General features: G+C 50.5%; 15 protein-coding genes. 12 read left to right on the forward strand and 3 right to left on the reverse strand.

The window, feature by feature from the left end:
- Positions 1–101: 101 nt before the first annotated feature.
- The 6 genes from coaBC (at position 102) to VFS25_RS07970 (ending at position 5,375) form a co-directional block, all read left to right on the forward strand.
- Positions 102–1,331 carry a bifunctional phosphopantothenoylcysteine decarboxylase/phosphopantothenate--cysteine ligase CoaBC gene (coaBC, locus tag VFS25_RS07945; protein ID WP_326461595.1) on the forward strand — a complete coding sequence of 410 codons (1,230 nt, stop codon included), beginning with the start codon at positions 102–104 and terminating at the stop codon, positions 1,329–1,331.
- A 10-nt stretch (positions 1,332–1,341) separates the two neighbouring features.
- A complete protein-coding gene (locus VFS25_RS07950) occupies positions 1,342–2,265 on the forward strand; it encodes a DUF4835 family protein (RefSeq protein WP_326461596.1) in 924 nt (307 codons plus the stop codon).
- A 35-nt stretch (positions 2,266–2,300) separates the two neighbouring features.
- Positions 2,301–2,783 (forward strand): DUF4296 domain-containing protein, encoded by a 483-nt coding sequence (locus tag VFS25_RS07955; protein WP_326461597.1) that lies wholly within the window; start codon positions 2,301–2,303, stop codon positions 2,781–2,783.
- Positions 2,784–2,802: 19 nt separating this feature from the next.
- Positions 2,803–3,495, forward strand: coding sequence for a CoA transferase subunit A (locus VFS25_RS07960; protein WP_326461598.1), 693 nt, complete (start codon positions 2,803–2,805; stop codon positions 3,493–3,495).
- 64 nt (positions 3,496–3,559) lie between these two features.
- Positions 3,560–4,216 (forward strand): 3-oxoacid CoA-transferase subunit B, encoded by a 657-nt coding sequence (locus VFS25_RS07965; protein ID WP_326461599.1) that lies wholly within the window; start codon positions 3,560–3,562, stop codon positions 4,214–4,216.
- Positions 4,217–4,535: 319 nt separating this feature from the next.
- Entirely contained in the window at positions 4,536–5,375 is an 840-nt protein-coding gene (locus VFS25_RS07970; RefSeq protein ID WP_326461600.1) for an aminotransferase class IV, read from the forward strand.
- Positions 5,376–5,482: 107 nt separating this feature from the next.
- Here VFS25_RS07970 and VFS25_RS07975 read toward each other — a convergent pair whose 3' ends face one another.
- On the reverse strand, positions 5,483–6,289 hold the full coding sequence (locus VFS25_RS07975) for a 1,4-dihydroxy-6-naphthoate synthase (RefSeq protein ID WP_326461601.1): 807 nt from the start codon (positions 6,287–6,289) through the stop codon (positions 5,483–5,485).
- 59 nt (positions 6,290–6,348) lie between these two features.
- Positions 6,349–7,005 carry a futalosine hydrolase gene (gene mqnB / locus VFS25_RS07980; protein WP_326461602.1) on the reverse strand — a complete coding sequence of 219 codons (657 nt, stop codon included), beginning with the start codon at positions 7,003–7,005 and terminating at the stop codon, positions 6,349–6,351.
- A gap of 61 nt (positions 7,006–7,066) precedes the next feature.
- Here mqnB and VFS25_RS07985 point away from each other — a divergent pair, with 61 nt between their 5' ends.
- From VFS25_RS07985 to fabD, 3 genes are all read left to right on the forward strand, one after another.
- Positions 7,067–7,480, forward strand: a complete 414-nt coding sequence (locus tag VFS25_RS07985; protein ID WP_326461603.1) for a 6-pyruvoyl trahydropterin synthase family protein — start codon at positions 7,067–7,069, stop codon at positions 7,478–7,480.
- A 33-nt stretch (positions 7,481–7,513) separates the two neighbouring features.
- Positions 7,514–8,101, forward strand: coding sequence for a GTP cyclohydrolase I FolE (gene folE / locus VFS25_RS07990; RefSeq protein ID WP_414647709.1), 588 nt, complete (start codon positions 7,514–7,516; stop codon positions 8,099–8,101).
- Between the two features lie 138 nt (positions 8,102–8,239).
- Complete coding sequence (gene fabD, locus VFS25_RS07995; RefSeq protein ID WP_326461604.1) at positions 8,240–9,130, forward strand: ACP S-malonyltransferase; 891 nt, start codon at positions 8,240–8,242, stop codon at positions 9,128–9,130.
- A 141-nt stretch (positions 9,131–9,271) separates the two neighbouring features.
- Here the strand turns inward: fabD and VFS25_RS08000 are convergent, their stop codons facing one another.
- On the reverse strand, positions 9,272–9,733 hold the full coding sequence (locus VFS25_RS08000; RefSeq protein WP_326461605.1) for a GNAT family N-acetyltransferase: 462 nt from the start codon (positions 9,731–9,733) through the stop codon (positions 9,272–9,274).
- Positions 9,734–9,843: 110 nt separating this feature from the next.
- Between VFS25_RS08000 and VFS25_RS08005 the strand changes: the two genes are divergently transcribed.
- The 3 genes from VFS25_RS08005 (at position 9,844) to VFS25_RS08015 (ending at position 14,527) form a co-directional block, all read left to right on the forward strand.
- On the forward strand, positions 9,844–10,539 hold the full coding sequence (locus VFS25_RS08005; RefSeq protein ID WP_326461606.1) for an NUDIX hydrolase: 696 nt from the start codon (positions 9,844–9,846) through the stop codon (positions 10,537–10,539).
- A 148-nt stretch (positions 10,540–10,687) separates the two neighbouring features.
- Positions 10,688–12,595 (forward strand): HAMP domain-containing sensor histidine kinase, encoded by a 1,908-nt coding sequence (locus tag VFS25_RS08010; protein ID WP_326461607.1) that lies wholly within the window; start codon positions 10,688–10,690, stop codon positions 12,593–12,595.
- Between the two features lie 3 nt (positions 12,596–12,598).
- Positions 12,599–14,527 carry a tetratricopeptide repeat-containing sensor histidine kinase gene (locus VFS25_RS08015; protein ID WP_326461608.1) on the forward strand — a complete coding sequence of 643 codons (1,929 nt, stop codon included), beginning with the start codon at positions 12,599–12,601 and terminating at the stop codon, positions 14,525–14,527.
- Positions 14,528–14,769: the final 242 nt, after the last annotated feature.

Raw genomic sequence — 14,769 nt, forward strand, 5'->3', positions numbered from 1 at the left:
CCGGTATAAGCTACTCAAGCGGCAGGACAATTTTTTTCTGCCGCTTTTGTTTTGTAGCTTGCCGCTGAAGCGGTTGCCCCGTATGCAAACTCTTAAAAGCCATGTTACAAGGAAAAAAGATCCTCCTGGGGGTATCAGGTAGTATTGCCGCTTACAAAGCGGCCACCCTCATACGCCTGCTGGTGAAAGAAGGCGCCCTGGTAAAAGTAGTAATGACCTCCGCTGCCTGCGATTTTATTACTCCCCTTACACTATCCACGCTGTCCAGGAACGAAGCGCTGGTAGACCTTAACAATAATCAAAGCTGGAATAATCATGTAATGCTGGGCCGCTGGGCCGATGTAATGCTGGTGGCGCCCGCATCTGCCAATACCATTGCAAAAATGGCGCAGGGCCTGTGCGATAACCTGCTGCAGGCCGTGTACCTCTCCGCTACCTGCCCGGTGCTGGTAGCCCCTGCTATGGATGAAGATATGTGGCACCACTCCGCCACCCGCAATAACGTAGAAAAGCTATTATCATACGGCCACCGGCTGCTGCCCGTGGAGAACGGCGAGCTGGCCAGCGGCCTTTTTGGAGAAGGCCGTATGGCGGAGCCGGAACATATTATTGCCTACCTGCGCCAGTATTTCAGCGCGCCGCAATCCAACATTCCCTCCCAGCTGCCCTTAAAGGGCAAGCTGGCGCTGGTAACCGCAGGCCCCACAGTGGAGCCCATAGACCCTGTGCGCTTTATCAGCAACCACTCCAGCGGTAAAATGGGCATTGCCGTGGCAGATGCGCTGGCCGCTGCCGGCGCATCCGTAAAACTGGTGCTGGGCCCTACACGCCTTACCCCTGCCGATAGCAGCGTAGAGGTAATTCATGTAAACACCGCCGCAGAAATGTTCAATAGCTGCATTGCCAACTATCCCATGGCCGATATTGTAGTTATGGCCGCTGCAGTGGCGGATTACCGCCCTAAAACAGTAGTGGATAAAAAGATCAAGAAAGGGGATGAGGGCATAACGCTGGAGCTGGAAAAAACACACGATATACTGCGCACCCTGGGCAACAATAAAGGCCAGGACCAGCTGCTGGTGGGCTTTTCACTGGAAACCAACAATGAAAAGGAATACGCGCTGAAAAAACTGCGGGACAAAAACCTGGACCTGGTGGTGCTGAACTCCCTGAATGACGAAGGCGCCGGGTTTAACCATGATACCAATAAGGTAACCCTGTTTGACCGCGACGGCAGGGAAACGGCGCTGCCGCTGAAATCCAAGCAGGAGGTGGCAAAAGATATTGTTTCAGCTATAATTGAACTGCAACATGATCATGATGGTAAATAGACCCTGTCCTATGAAACATACATTTTTACTGGCCCTTTGCCTGGTGCTTTCCGCCCTGGGCGGCACTGCGGCTGAAGCACAGGAAATACGCGCCAATGTAACCGTGGTGGCCAACCAGGTAACCGGTGTAGATAAAAAAGTATTTACCACCCTGCAGAACGCCATTAAAGAATTTCTGAACAACCGCCGCTGGACCAACGATGCTTATACCGTAGCCGAGCGCATTGAATGCAACTTTATGCTGAATGTGCAGCAGGAGCTGGGCTCCAACGCTTACAAAGCAGCGCTTACCATACAGGCTACGCGCCCGGTATTTAACTCGGGCTATGTAACCAGCCTGCTGAACACGCAGGATAATAACGTGGCCTTCCGCTATGTGGAGTTTCAGCCGCTGGAATTCAGCGATAACCGCGTGGTGGCCAATGATCCCATGGTATCTAACCTTACCGCCACGCTGGCGTATTATGTGTACATTATACTGGGGCTTGACTATGACTCTTTTTCACCCCGCGGCGGCGACGCCTTTTTTAAAAAAGCGCTGAACATAGTAAGCAATGCGCCGGACGGCAAGGATATTGCCGGCTGGAAAGCGTTTGAGGGTAACCGTAACCGTTACTGGCTGCAGGATAACCTGCTGAATGCCAAATTCAGCCGCTTTCATGATGTAATGTACCAGTACCACCGGCAGGGGCTGGATGTGATGTATGACGATATGAACAAGGGCCGCGCCGCCATTATGAACTGCCTGAACATGCTGTACGCCATTCAGCAGGATATTCCCAACTCCATGCTGCTGCAAACATTCTTCACCGCCAAATCGGACGAGCTGCTGAAAATATTTTCCAAGGCGCCGCCCCAGGAAAAAAGCCGCGCCGCGCAAATGCTGGCGCAGATGGATGTTACAAATGCAAACAAGTACCAGCAAATGAAGTAAAGGCAATAATAGCCATCTTCACCTATAGCGTAACAATGACTGACATACGAAAGATAATTTTAACCGGGGTATTGATATTGGGCGCAGCTGCCTGCGGCCAGGGAGATAAAGTGCCGGATAATGTGCTGTCAAAAGAAAAAATGAGCGCCATACTGCTGGATATGAACCTCGCAGATGCCTACAGCTATGATATTACGCCCATGCGTGGCATGCCTGTGCCGGACTCCATCCGCCAGCTGAAAGTAAAGGAATATTACCGGCAGATACTGGACCTGCACCATATTTCCGTAAAGGATTTTATGAGCAGCTACCGTTATTATGAGGCGCATGCCAACCGCCTGAAAGAAGTGTATGACATGATGCAGGCAGAGATAACCCGGCAAAAGAACGTGGCGGAAGGCGAAGAAAGAAGGCAGCGCTATGCCGAAGATCCCGGCGCTTTTTTTCCATATCCAAAGAATACTGTAATTTCAAAAAAGCAAGATACCATCTTTCCTTTCCTGAAAAGGAAACACTAACCCTGTAAAACACCAAAACATGAACAAAGTTGTGGCTAATGCCGATGAGGCCCTGCACGATGTACCGGATGGCGCGGTGCTGATGCTGGGCGGATTTGGATTATGCGGTATTCCGGAAAACAGTATCAACGCCCTGGTACGCAAGGGCGTGAAACAGCTTACCTGCATTTCCAACAATGCGGGGGTAGATGATTTTGGCCTGGGCCTGCTGCTGCAAACCCGGCAGATCAAAAAAATGTTAGCGTCTTATGTAGGCGAGAATTCAGAATTTGAACGCCAGCTGCTCAGCGGCGAGCTGGAGGTAGACCTTATTCCGCAAGGTACGCTGGCTACCCGCATACAAATGGCAGGCATGGGCATACCTGCTTTTTTTACGCCGGCCGGTTACGGTACAGAGATAGCCGCCGGCAAGGAGGTGCGTGAGTTCAACGGCAAGCAATACCTGATGGAACTGGCCCTGCATGCGGATTTTGCCATTGTAAAAGCCTGGAAGGGAGATACCATGGGCAACCTCGTATTCCGCAAAGCCACCCGTAACTTCAGCGCTCCCATGGCCAGGGCGGGCAATATCACCATTGCGGAGGTAGAGCACCTGGTGCAGCCCGGTGAGCTGGACCCTGATCATGTTCACGTGCCGGGTATTTATGTACGCCGCATTTTCCAGGGCACCAATTATGAAAAACGTATAGAGCGCCGCACGGTGAAGATGTAATGTGCAGATGTGCAGATGAATGAATGCCTTAAAAATCCACTTCCACGATCAAAAAAATTCAAGTATGCCTTTAGATAAATACGGCATTGCCAGAAGAATAGCACAGGAGCTGCAGGATGGTATGTATGTAAACCTGGGCATCGGCATCCCCACGCTGGTGTCTAACTATGTGCCGGCAGGTATATCCATTATGTTACAATCAGAGAACGGGATGCTGGGCATGGGGCCTTATCCCGCAGAAGCAGATATAGATGCGGACCTGATCAATGCCGGTAAGGAAACCGTAACCGTATTGCCCGGCGGCTGCTTTTTTGACTCTGCCGAAAGCTTTGGTATGATACGCGCAGGCAAAGTAGATCTTACGGTACTGGGCGCCATGGAGGTATCAGACAGCGGGGATATTGCCAACTGGAAAATACCCGGCAAAATGGTAAAAGGCATGGGCGGCGCCATGGACCTGGTAGCATCTGCCAAAAACATTATTGTAGCAATGATGCACACTAACCCTAAAGGCGAAAGCAAGCTGCTGCCGCAATGCTCACTACCGCTTACGGGCGTACGCTGTGTAAAAAAGATCGTAACCGACCTGGCGGTGCTGGATGTTACACCCGAAGGCTTTAAGCTGCTGGAACGCGCCCCCGGCGTGGAGGTAGATGAGATCATTGCTAAAACTGCCGGCCGCCTGGTGGTGGCAGGTACTATCCCGGAGATGCAACTATAGAATTAATAATGAAGAATGAATAATTAATAGGGCGGTGTTTGTTTTAAAGCGGTGCGGTTCGGGAGCATATTGTTCTTCATTATTAATTATTCATGCTTAATGCTTAATTCCCGGAGGGATTTTTCTTTACTGGCGCACTGCCCCTTTATTATTAATTAACGAATCATCCGGTAAACTTATATAGTTAATATTTGCATATAATGACCGTCATACGCTGCATTACAATTATTCATTATTAATTGTTAATTATTAATTACCCGGAGAGCGTTTTCCCCTAATTTTCGTAACTTAACAAACCTGTCACCAAAAAGCGTTCGAAGTGCAAGCTGGTTTAATTTGTTACAATGGAAGATTTCTTCCCGGAGCAGAACCCATTTTTACGGCAGATAACCGTTCTTTCCGCTACGGGGATGGTTGTTTTGAAACCCTCAAAGTTTACCAGGGGCAGGTGCTGCTGGCCGACCTGCATTTTGAGCGGCTGGCCACCAGCATGAACCGCCTGCATTTTGAGGTGCCTTTACATTTTACCAAAGACTATTTTACCGATCTTATAACAGAGCTGTGCAGCCTCAACGGGTTGTCGCGCCTGGCGCGTGTACGCCTTACCGTATTCCGCTCCAACGGCGGGTATTATGACCCGGCGGATAATACGCCTAACTTCATTATACAGTGTACGGAGCTGAGCCGCCGCATTTTTGAGCTGAATGAGCAGGGGCTTACCATAGATGTTTTTCCGGATGCACGCAAAAGCAGCGATAAGCTGTCCAGCATAAAATCCAATAACTGCCTGGCTTATGTAATGGCCAGCATGTACGCCCGCCAGAACCAGCTGGATGAAGCCATTTTGCTGAACCACCATAACCGGGTAGCCGATACTACCATTGCCAACCTGTTTGTGGTGCGCAACGGGCAAATTATTACGCCACCCTTGTCAGAAGGGGGCGTGTGCGGCGTAATGCGCAAACATTTATTAAGAACAGAGCTGCCCTTTAAGCTGGAGGAGTACCCGCTTACCATCACCGACCTGCAGCAGGCCAATGAAATTTTTCTTACCAATGCTATCTACGGCATACGCTGGGTAGGGCGTTTCCGCGGCAGCCGTTATGGCAATGCTACTGCCGCTATTTTACATGAGGTATTGTTTGAAGGCGTAATTTAAAGCGGAACGGTTAGCCGTTAGCTTTTAGCTAAATAAAGGCGCTGTCAACCGCTAACAGTTATGGTATTACTCAGCAAGTCATTTAACCCCAAGCCAACGGCTAACAGCTATTGTATTACGGTGCGCCGGCTTTCTGCTTCCCGCATCAGGCGGTCTACTGCGGCGTGGCCTTCCTGCCCCAGATCCAGGCTAAAATCATTTACATAAAGGTCAATATGCTGGCGCATTACATTTTCGTCCATTTCCTGGGCGTGCTGCTTTACGTAATCTGACAGCTGGGGGTATTGCCGGTAAGCATGCTGCAGGCTTTGATGAATAATGGCATCTACCTGCTGCTGCACATCTGCCGGCACATCTTTACGGATGAAAATGCCGCCCAGTGGAATGGGGCTGCCGGTAGTGCTTTCCCAGTACTCGCCCAGGTCTATGATCTTTACCAGGCCTTTCTGCTGGTAGGTAAAACGGTTCTCATGAATAATCACCCCTACATCTGCACGGCCATCCAGCACCGCATGCTCTATTTCTGAAAACAGCATTACCTGTTTTTGTTTGGCTTCCGGAAAAGCAATGGAAAACAGCAGGTTGGCGGTGGTGTTGTCGCCCGGTATGGCTATGCGGCAATCCTTCACATTTTCCAGGGCAATGGGTTTTTTGGCAATCAGCAGGGGGCCGCAGCCTCTGCCCAGGGCGCTGCCGCTGTTCAGCAGGTTATACTGGTTGCGCACCTTCAGGTACACGGCAAAACTGAGCTTGGTAATAGCCAGCTTGCCCTGCAGCGCCCACTGGTTCAGCGTTTCCACATCTTCCAGCGCAGTGTCGAACGTAAGGCCGTTGGTGTCAATCTTGTTATTCACCATGGCGTCAAAAATAAAAGTGTCGTTAGGACATGGTGAAAAGCCTAGTGATAAATGCATGTTATTAAGCGTTTAATCTGTGTAATATGGTTATTACAAACAGGTCACTATCGTAGGTTTCAGGTGGTCATTGCTTCAACCACGGCTATCAGCGCGCGGTTCAGGTTTTGCACGGCCAGGGGAATATTCCATTTGCTTTTATCCCGCACCTCCACATAGTTGGAAATGCCGCGCAGCTGCAAAAAGGGAATGCCTTCCTGCAGGCAGGCAAAATGAAAGGCTGCGCCTTCCATGCTTTCTATATCGGGCGCATATTTCTGTTGAATGCGCTCAATACCCGGCAGGCTGCCGCTTACAGTATTTACGCTAACGCCGGCGGCCACAGGCAGCTCCGGCACCGCAGGCAGGTATGCAAAGGTATTCACCAGGCTGCTGTCTTCAAAAGGGGGCTGCCCGCTTTGCCACAGCCCGGTATCAAAAAGATCTTTAAAAGTACCGGCATCATCCACGCCCAGGTCGCCCAGCTGCTCCCGGCTCACCACTACTACCTGCCCTAAAGGCCACTGGCGGTTAAAGCTGCCTGCTATGCCTGCCTGTATGGCTACATCCGGCCGGTGGGCGGCCAGGTACTTTCCGAGGTGCCACGCCGTGTGCATACCGCCGATACCGGTTATAAGCACGGTTACCTGGTAAGTTGCCGGCAGGCGGGCCTGGGCCAAATATTCCCGGAAAGGTTTGATTTCCAGGTCAGTAGCAGCTACAAGCAGTATATTCATCCTGTAAACTTACGGCTGGCTCGCGGATTAATGGTATTTTTGCGGAAATTTTATTTCAATAATGATTTATTTAACGCGTGTGGAGAATTTCAATGCTGCGCATAAATTGTCCAATCCCGCATGGAGCAAGGAAAAGAACCTGGAAGTATTCGGTAAATGCGCCAATGACAACTGGCACGGGCATAACTATGAATTACATGTTACCATAAAAGGCACGCCTGACCCGGAAACCGGGTTTGTGTTCAATGCCAAAACCCTGGGCGATGTGATCAAAGACGTGATCATTGAAAAGATAGATCACCGCAACCTGAATATGGACGTGGATTTTATGGCAGGCAAGTTCACTTCTGCAGAAAACCTGGCCATTGCCATCTGGGACGAGCTGGCTAAAAACCTGCCGCCCGCAGCGCAGCTGCATTGCATTAAACTATACGAAACACCCCGCATATACGTGGAGTATTACGGCGGTCAGTAAGCACCGGCATTAGTAACAGAAATCGAACAATAAATGGCATATAAAAAGACTGAAACATTTGATGAGCATGTGACCTCCGGTTTGATGAACAATTACAGGGAATGTTTGCAGCTGATAGGAGAAGATGCTGACCGTGAAGGCCTGCTGAAAACCCCCGAACGTTTGGCTAAGGCCATGCAGTACCTTACCCAGGGCTACCAGCTGGATGCCAAGGCTATCCTCAGGGGAGCCAAGTTCACAGAGGCTTACAGCGAAATGGTAATTGTAAAGGACATAGAGCTGTACTCTTTATGCGAGCATCATATGCTGCCCTTTTTCGGCAAAGCGCATGTAGCGTACATTCCTAACGGCTATATAACAGGGTTAAGCAAGCTGGCGCGCGTGGTAGATGTGTTTGCCCGCCGCCTGCAGGTACAGGAACGCCTTACACACCAGATACTGGATGCAATACAGGAAACGCTGGAGCCCCAGGGCGTGGCGGTGGTTATAGAAGCGCAGCACCTGTGCATGATGATGCGCGGCGTGCAAAAACAAAACTCTATTACCACCACATCGGCCTTTTCCGGGCAGTTTGAGGATGGGCGTACACGCTCCGAGTTTATGCGCCTGATCGGAAAATAAACGGGTAGTAAGTAAAATACATAGCCTTCCGGGATATTTTTGCCTGGAAGGTTATTTTATTATATTATTGGCTAATGTTTAAGTAACTGATTTTTTTGTTTTCTTTGCAGAGCTATTTCAACTAAACTACAACGAGTAATGAAGCACGCTTACGTATTTCCCGGTCAGGGATCGCAGTTCCCCGGAATGGGAAAACAATTGTATGAAACCAACTCCCAAGCAAAAGCATTATTTGAGCAAGCCAACGAGATACTGGGGTTCCGCATTTCCGATACCATGTTTACAGGTACGGAAGCCGACCTGAAACAAACCAATGTTACACAACCGGCAGTTTTCCTGCATGCCGTTATTGCCTTTATGGGCATTGAAAATGCAAAACCGGATATGGTGGCCGGCCATTCCCTGGGCGAGTTTTCGGCCCTGGTAGCCAACCGTGCGCTGTCTTTTGAAGATGCGCTGCGCCTGGTGTTCATACGCGCTACCGCCATGCAGCGTGCCTGTGAAAAGCAACCGTCAACCATGGCGGCTGTACTGGCCCTGGATGATGCGAAAGTAGAGGAAATATGCGCGGCCGTAACGCAGGAAACCGGTGAAGTAGTGGTGCCTGCCAACTACAATTGTCCCGGGCAGCTGGTTATTTCCGGCACCGTGAACGCGGTGAATATTGCCTGCGAAAGAATGAAGGCCGCCGGCGCCAAAAGAGCGCTGGTGCTGCCGGTAGGCGGCGCTTTTCACTCACCCTTAATGGCGCCTGCCAAGGAAGAGCTGCAGGCCGCTATAGAGCGTACTACCTTTAACACGCCTGTTTGCCCCGTATACCAGAACGTAGTAGCCAAAGCCGTGAATGATCCTGCACAGATCAGGCAGAACCTGATTGACCAGCTGACCGGCGCTGTAAGATGGACACAATCTGTACAGGCCATGGTGGCCGACGGCGGTGCTGAATTTACAGAAGTAGGCCCCGGTAAAGTATTGCAGGGCTTAATTACCAAAATACATAAAGAAGCAGTGGTGAACGGGGTGAGCTGAAAAATGTAAAATCATAAATGTAAAATCATAAATGTAAAAGTAAAATGCTGCGAAATCGTTTACAATAGCATGTTAGCAGCATTTTACTTTTACATTTAGTATTTAAGGTTTTACATTTTACATTTTTTTGGCTCCCGTCTTCTATAACTCTATACTCCCGTTCCACCATTCGGGATCAAAGCGGGCGTTATACTTTTTATAGAAATTGATGGCCGGCTCATTCCATTCCAGCACCTGCCAGGTAATGCCGCTGAACTGTTTTTCCCTGGCCTCTTCCAGCAGCCGGTCAAACAGCAGCTTGCCAATGCCCCGGCCCCGCCAGCGTTCAGACACGATAATATCTTCCAGGTATAAACGGCAACCTTTCCAGGTAGAGTAGCGTATGTAATACAGGGCAAACCCGGTGATCTGCTCCTGCCCGTTTTCATTGTCTGCTGCTACAAAAGCTTTCCATACCGGGTGGGCGCCAAAGCCGGCGTTCTCAAAGTGTTCCAGGCTAACGGTTACTTCCTGCGGAGCTTTTTCATATTCCGCCAGTTCCCGTATCAGCTCCAGCAGCCGGGGGCAATCGTCTTTTCGTGCAATCCTGATAGTGATACTCATCTAGTTAAGCAAATTAATGAAGCCGTTGTGTATTTAACAGGTATTATACTGCTGTAATAATTCGTAAATCTAAAATCTAAAATCGTAAATTGGTAATAACCCATAGCGTTATGGAACCATCACCCTTTTATGCCGGCGTGCCCCGGCACCTGGTAGCAGTAGACGGTATCATATTTGGTTTTGAGAACAGCAGGCTTAAGCTGCTGGTTATTAAGCGCAAGGTAGCGCCCAGGCAGGGAGAGTGGTCGCTGGTGGGGGGCTTTGTGCAGCAGCTGGAAAGCACAGATGCGGCAGCAGCACGTATACTGAAACAAACCACCGGCCTGGAAAATATATTCATGGAGCAGCTGGGCTGCTATGGCGAAGTGGAAAGAGACTCCGGCGCCCGCGTAATATCCATTGCCTATTATGCGCTTATACGCATTAAGGAGCATGATCATATACTGGCTACAGAACACGGCGCACACTGGCTGGAGCTGCACCAGATACCCCCGCTTATTTTTGATCACGGCCGCATGATTGCAGATGCCCTCAAAAAGCTGAAAGACAATGCACACTTTCATCCTATAGGCTTTGAGCTGCTGCCGGAAAAATTTACTTTGTCGCAGCTGCGCAGTTTGTATGAGGAAATATACCAGCGCGAGCTGGACCGGCGCAACTTCCGCAAAAAAATACTGTCCATGGGCATCCTGGAAAAGCTGGAAGAAAAAGATAAAACCACTTCTAAAAAAGGAGCGCACCTTTACCGGTTTGATAAACAGAAGTATGAGCAGCTTACCCGCCGCGGATTTGTGTTCGAGCTGTAGGCACGCATTGTTACGTTTCATTTTTCCCCTATCTTCACACATGATACCGCTTTTTGTATAGGTGTCATTTATCATGTGTTAAGCCATAAATGGAGTGGAGCACATCCGGCGAAGTACATATACCTTGAGGTGGGGTGCAATTTATGTTTTGCTGCTAAGCACAGCGCTAACGTTAAAGGCCCAAAGCAATGAGATCAGCGAGCTAAAAGCGCAATTACCCCATACCACGGATAGCACTCATTATGTGAATATCCTGAACCGCCTGTCTGTGCTATACCTTACACAGCAGCTGGATACCTGTTTCCTGTATATTAACACTGCCCGCGGCATAGCAGAACGCCAGGCTTATTTAAAAGGCCAGGCAGGTGTGTATATGAACCTGGGCGGCTATTATGCCCTGCGCTTTAACCGGTTTTTATCGTACCGTTTTTACCTGGATGCGCTGCGGGCATACGACGCCCTCGGCGACAGCGCAGCTGTTAGCCAGGTGCTTTCCAGCATAGCTATTTACTACCAGTATGCCGGGCAGCGGGCGCCGGCCGTTGAATATATGCGCCAGGCCATGCGAAAAAGCCGGCATATGCATAACGACTCGCTGTATGCCACCGTGCTGGCCGACTACTATTTTGTACATGCTGCCGATACGTCCCGGGCCGACTCTGCCCGGTGGGCCCTGGCTGCCGCCCGCCGGCTGGCCGGCCGCTATGGCGATATACGCATGCAGCTGAAATGCAGCTTTTATGAAGCTGGCGAGCTTTTTAAAAAAGGGGAGGTAGCTGCCGCGCAAAAGCAGCTGCAGCAGGTAATACAGCAAAGCCTTAACAACAGCTATACCTACCTGGCCCTTTATGCCAGCGCGCAGCTGGCCAGCTATAAAGTGCAGTTAAAACAGGCCGACTCCCTGCAATACAGGGTGAACATGGTGCAGTACGGCATAACCGGCGGTTACTGGGAGCTGGTACTGGCCGCCGCTGCCGACCTGTACACTTTTTATACCCGGCACGGGCAGGCCGCAACCGCAGCCTATTACAGCCACCTAATGCTGCATATACTTGAAAAAGAGCGGGCCGTTAAAAAACAGGGGGAGCTGGATTATATAGCCTATTACCGGCAGAACGACCGGTTGAATGCCCTGCAACTGCAGCACCGCTTACAACAGGCGCAGCTGGATCAAAAACACCTGGCCAACCGTAAACGGCAATACCTGGCAGGCGGCATGATAGTATTGCTGCTGCTGGTGGTGCTGCTGCTTACCTTTTTTTATTATGCGTATAAGCGTTCCCGTGAGAGCGGCATACAGCTTACGGAAAAGTATAAGGAGATCAGCGAAAAAAATGCGCTGCTGCAAACGCACGATGATTTCAAGAACAAGCTTATATCCCTGATAGCGCATGACTTCCGGCTGCCGCTGGTGAATATACTGGAGATCATGCATTTTTTGCAGGGGCAATCCCTGGAGCCGGCCGCAGCCACTTCACTGCTGACCGGTGTGGAGCGCAGCTCCCGTAATACACTGCACACGTTTGACAGTATTTTGCGCTGGATCAGGTCACAGCTATCCGGCTTTGTATATGCACCGGAGCCCTGCCGTTTGCACGCGCTGGTGAACGCCGCGCTGCAAAGCCTTGCGGATGTAATTACAGAAAGGCAGGTGCACGTGTATGTGCATATTCCCAATAACCTGTGCGCGCTGGCAGAGCGTGAAATGCTGCAGTTTGTGCATCGCAACTTTATTCATAATGCCGTTAAGTTTTCGCCCCGCAATGGCAGCATTTACATAACAGCAGGGGTAGAAAACGGGCAGGTAACCGTAACGGTAACGGATGAAGGCAGCGGCATACCCGATCACCTGCTGCCGCACCTGTTTGAATACCATACAGATAGCCGCTCGCCTAAAAGTAAACAGCAGGGCGCAGGACTGGCGCTTATTATTTGCAGGGACTTTTTGGGTATGATGCAGGGCAGCGTACATGTTGCCAATACGCCGCACCGGGGCGCTGCATTGTCCTATACGCTGCCTGCAGCACACTGTATAAACAACCGTGAAAGCAGCTGATGAATGCGTAGTATCATATGCTACATACTGTTTTGTGCCGGCTTATTCCTGGCAGCCTTCCGGGCCCGTGCCCAGTCTGCCGAGATAGCTGCGCTCCGCAAAAGCCTGCCCCACGCAAAGGATAGCATGGCCTATGTGGATATGCTGAACCAGCTGGGGGTGTACTATCATTTAAGTAATATAGACAGCTGCTTTCTGCTGGCTACCAAAGCCCGGGAAATAGCCGTGCGGCTGCATTACAAGCGGGGCGAAGCAGGCGCGCTCAAAAACCTGGGCATTGTGTACGGGCAACAGTTCAATACCCAGCAGGCCATTGCCTATGAGCAGGCCGCGCTATCGCTATACCTGGCCAGCGGCGACTCAGCCAACGTATGCCATATGCTCAATAACCTGAGTGTTGATTATGATACAGAAGGCAATGCACCCCTGGAAGACTATTACCTGCATGCAGCCATGCGCTGGGGGCGCCACCTCTCCAACGACTCTATGTACACGCTGGTGCTCAGCAACTATATTATCAGGTACACGAACGACAGCACCCGGCAGGACTCGGTAAAATGGGCCTATAACCAGCTGCGTGCCATTACGGACCGTTATCCTTACTCACGGGAATGGCTATATGCCCGGATGTTTGAAGCCGTGAACCTGTTAAAAAACGGGCATGGCCCGGCAGGTGAAGCGCTGATCAATAAAATTGCCGATACCGCGTTGCAAAAGGGTTTCCGGCACCTGGCCATTGCCGCCTACTTCCGCATACTGGATGATTTTATTCCCATGGGCTACCCGGCCGACAGCGCGCTTTATGCAGCAAAGATATTTAAGCTATCGGAGCAGGCAGGGTACTATGAGCTGATGATGACCGTGCTGCCTTTCCTGTACCGGCATTATGAGCAGCTGCATGATGCCGGCAAAATTGCCCGGTATGGCAACGGCATACGCCGCCTGGCGCTGCACCGCCTGGCCCTGCGGCAACAGCAGCAGGAGATTAATTACCTGGATTATTTTCTGAAAGAGCAGGAAATGAAAGCTTTACAGCTGCGCAACCAAGTGCAGGAGCAGGCCATTGAAAAAAGCAACCTGCAGCGCGATACCCGCCGTATGCTTATCTGGCTGCTGGCAGCGCTACTGGTGCTGTTAACAGGTATTACCATTGTTTATTACCGCTATTACCGCAGCTCCCGCCGGTATGAGCACCGCATGGATGCCATGAACCGCTCTATAGCAGAAAAGAACCGGTTGCTGCGCGCCAATGATGATTTCAAGAACAAGCTCATATCAGTAATAGCGCACGATTTCCGTAACCCGCTGAACAATATTATCAGGATGGCGGCGCTGCTGCAAACACAAAGCCTGGACAAAGCCGCCATGGCGCAGCTGGTAGACCAGATTGCCGGTTCTGCGGCCGATACGCTGGCAGTGTTTGACAACATCCTGCGCTGGATTAAATCACAGCTGTCCGGCTTCATATATGCGCCTGCGCCCTGTCATATTCGGGCTATGATGATGGAAGCCCGGCAAAGCATACAGCATACAGCGCTGGAAAAAAATGTACACATACACATTGAGGTGCCCGAAGCCATACAGGTAGCTGCAGAGCGCGAGATGCTGCAGTTTGTGCACCGCAGCCTGTTAAACAGCGCAACCGGTTTTTCCGTCGCCGGCGGGCAGGTGCTGGTGCAGGCCGGCGCAGCGGGCGGCGCCGTAAAGGTATGGGTAAAGGTATTGAAGATCGATATTGCCAATGCTATGCCGGAGCATTTGTTTGAATACCGGGGCACAGGATATTACCAGCCTGGCCACCTGCACGATGTGGAGCTGGCCCTCGTGATCTGTAAGGATTTTATGGATAAGATGGGCGGGCATATCAGCGCAGCCCCGGAAAAGGAGGGAGAAGGGTTTACGTTTGTGTATGAACTACCGTCGTTCAGTTGAAGCATGCGCGCACGAGCGCACGTTTCAACCGAACGTAATTACGAGTTATTCAATTACGAATTACGAATTGGGCGATGAAATTTTCAGGCAACGTGCTTTGTAAATAAGATGGGGTTTTTAATATGACTGCAGGCCAGTGCTTTATAACATTAACAAATTGAATACATTATAAAGCTGCAATAGGTGCAGTAGTCTGAAAAGAACGCAACAGGCAATAAACAACACCTGTATAAAAAACAACT

Origin of the sequence: Chitinophaga sp., from assembly GCF_035761305.1 — a bacterium.
Classification (GTDB): domain Bacteria; phylum Bacteroidota; class Bacteroidia; order Chitinophagales; family Chitinophagaceae; genus Chitinophaga.

Excerpts from the sequence above, each read along its gene's own strand:
- coaBC (WP_326461595.1), top strand. The coding sequence starts at position 102 with ATGTTACAAGGAAAAAAGATCCTCCTGGGGGTATCAGGTAGTATTGCC.
- VFS25_RS07950 (WP_326461596.1), top strand. The coding sequence starts at position 1,342 with ATGAAACATACATTTTTACTGGCCCTTTGCCTGGTGCTTTCCGCCCTG.
- VFS25_RS07955 (WP_326461597.1), top strand. The coding sequence starts at position 2,301 with ATGACTGACATACGAAAGATAATTTTAACCGGGGTATTGATATTGGGC.
- VFS25_RS07960 (WP_326461598.1), top strand. The coding sequence starts at position 2,803 with ATGAACAAAGTTGTGGCTAATGCCGATGAGGCCCTGCACGATGTACCG.
- VFS25_RS07965 (WP_326461599.1), top strand. The coding sequence starts at position 3,560 with ATGCCTTTAGATAAATACGGCATTGCCAGAAGAATAGCACAGGAGCTG.
- VFS25_RS07975 (WP_326461601.1), bottom strand. The coding sequence starts at position 6,289 with ATGCATTTATCACTAGGCTTTTCACCATGTCCTAACGACACTTTTATT.
- mqnB (WP_326461602.1), bottom strand. The coding sequence starts at position 7,005 with ATGAATATACTGCTTGTAGCTGCTACTGACCTGGAAATCAAACCTTTC.
- VFS25_RS07985 (WP_326461603.1), top strand. The coding sequence starts at position 7,067 with ATGATTTATTTAACGCGTGTGGAGAATTTCAATGCTGCGCATAAATTG.
- folE (WP_414647709.1), top strand. The coding sequence starts at position 7,514 with ATGGCATATAAAAAGACTGAAACATTTGATGAGCATGTGACCTCCGGT.
- fabD (WP_326461604.1), top strand. The coding sequence starts at position 8,240 with ATGAAGCACGCTTACGTATTTCCCGGTCAGGGATCGCAGTTCCCCGGA.
- VFS25_RS08000 (WP_326461605.1), bottom strand. The coding sequence starts at position 9,733 with ATGAGTATCACTATCAGGATTGCACGAAAAGACGATTGCCCCCGGCTG.
- VFS25_RS08005 (WP_326461606.1), top strand. The coding sequence starts at position 9,844 with ATGGAACCATCACCCTTTTATGCCGGCGTGCCCCGGCACCTGGTAGCA.
- VFS25_RS08015 (WP_326461608.1), top strand. The coding sequence starts at position 12,599 with ATGCGTAGTATCATATGCTACATACTGTTTTGTGCCGGCTTATTCCTG.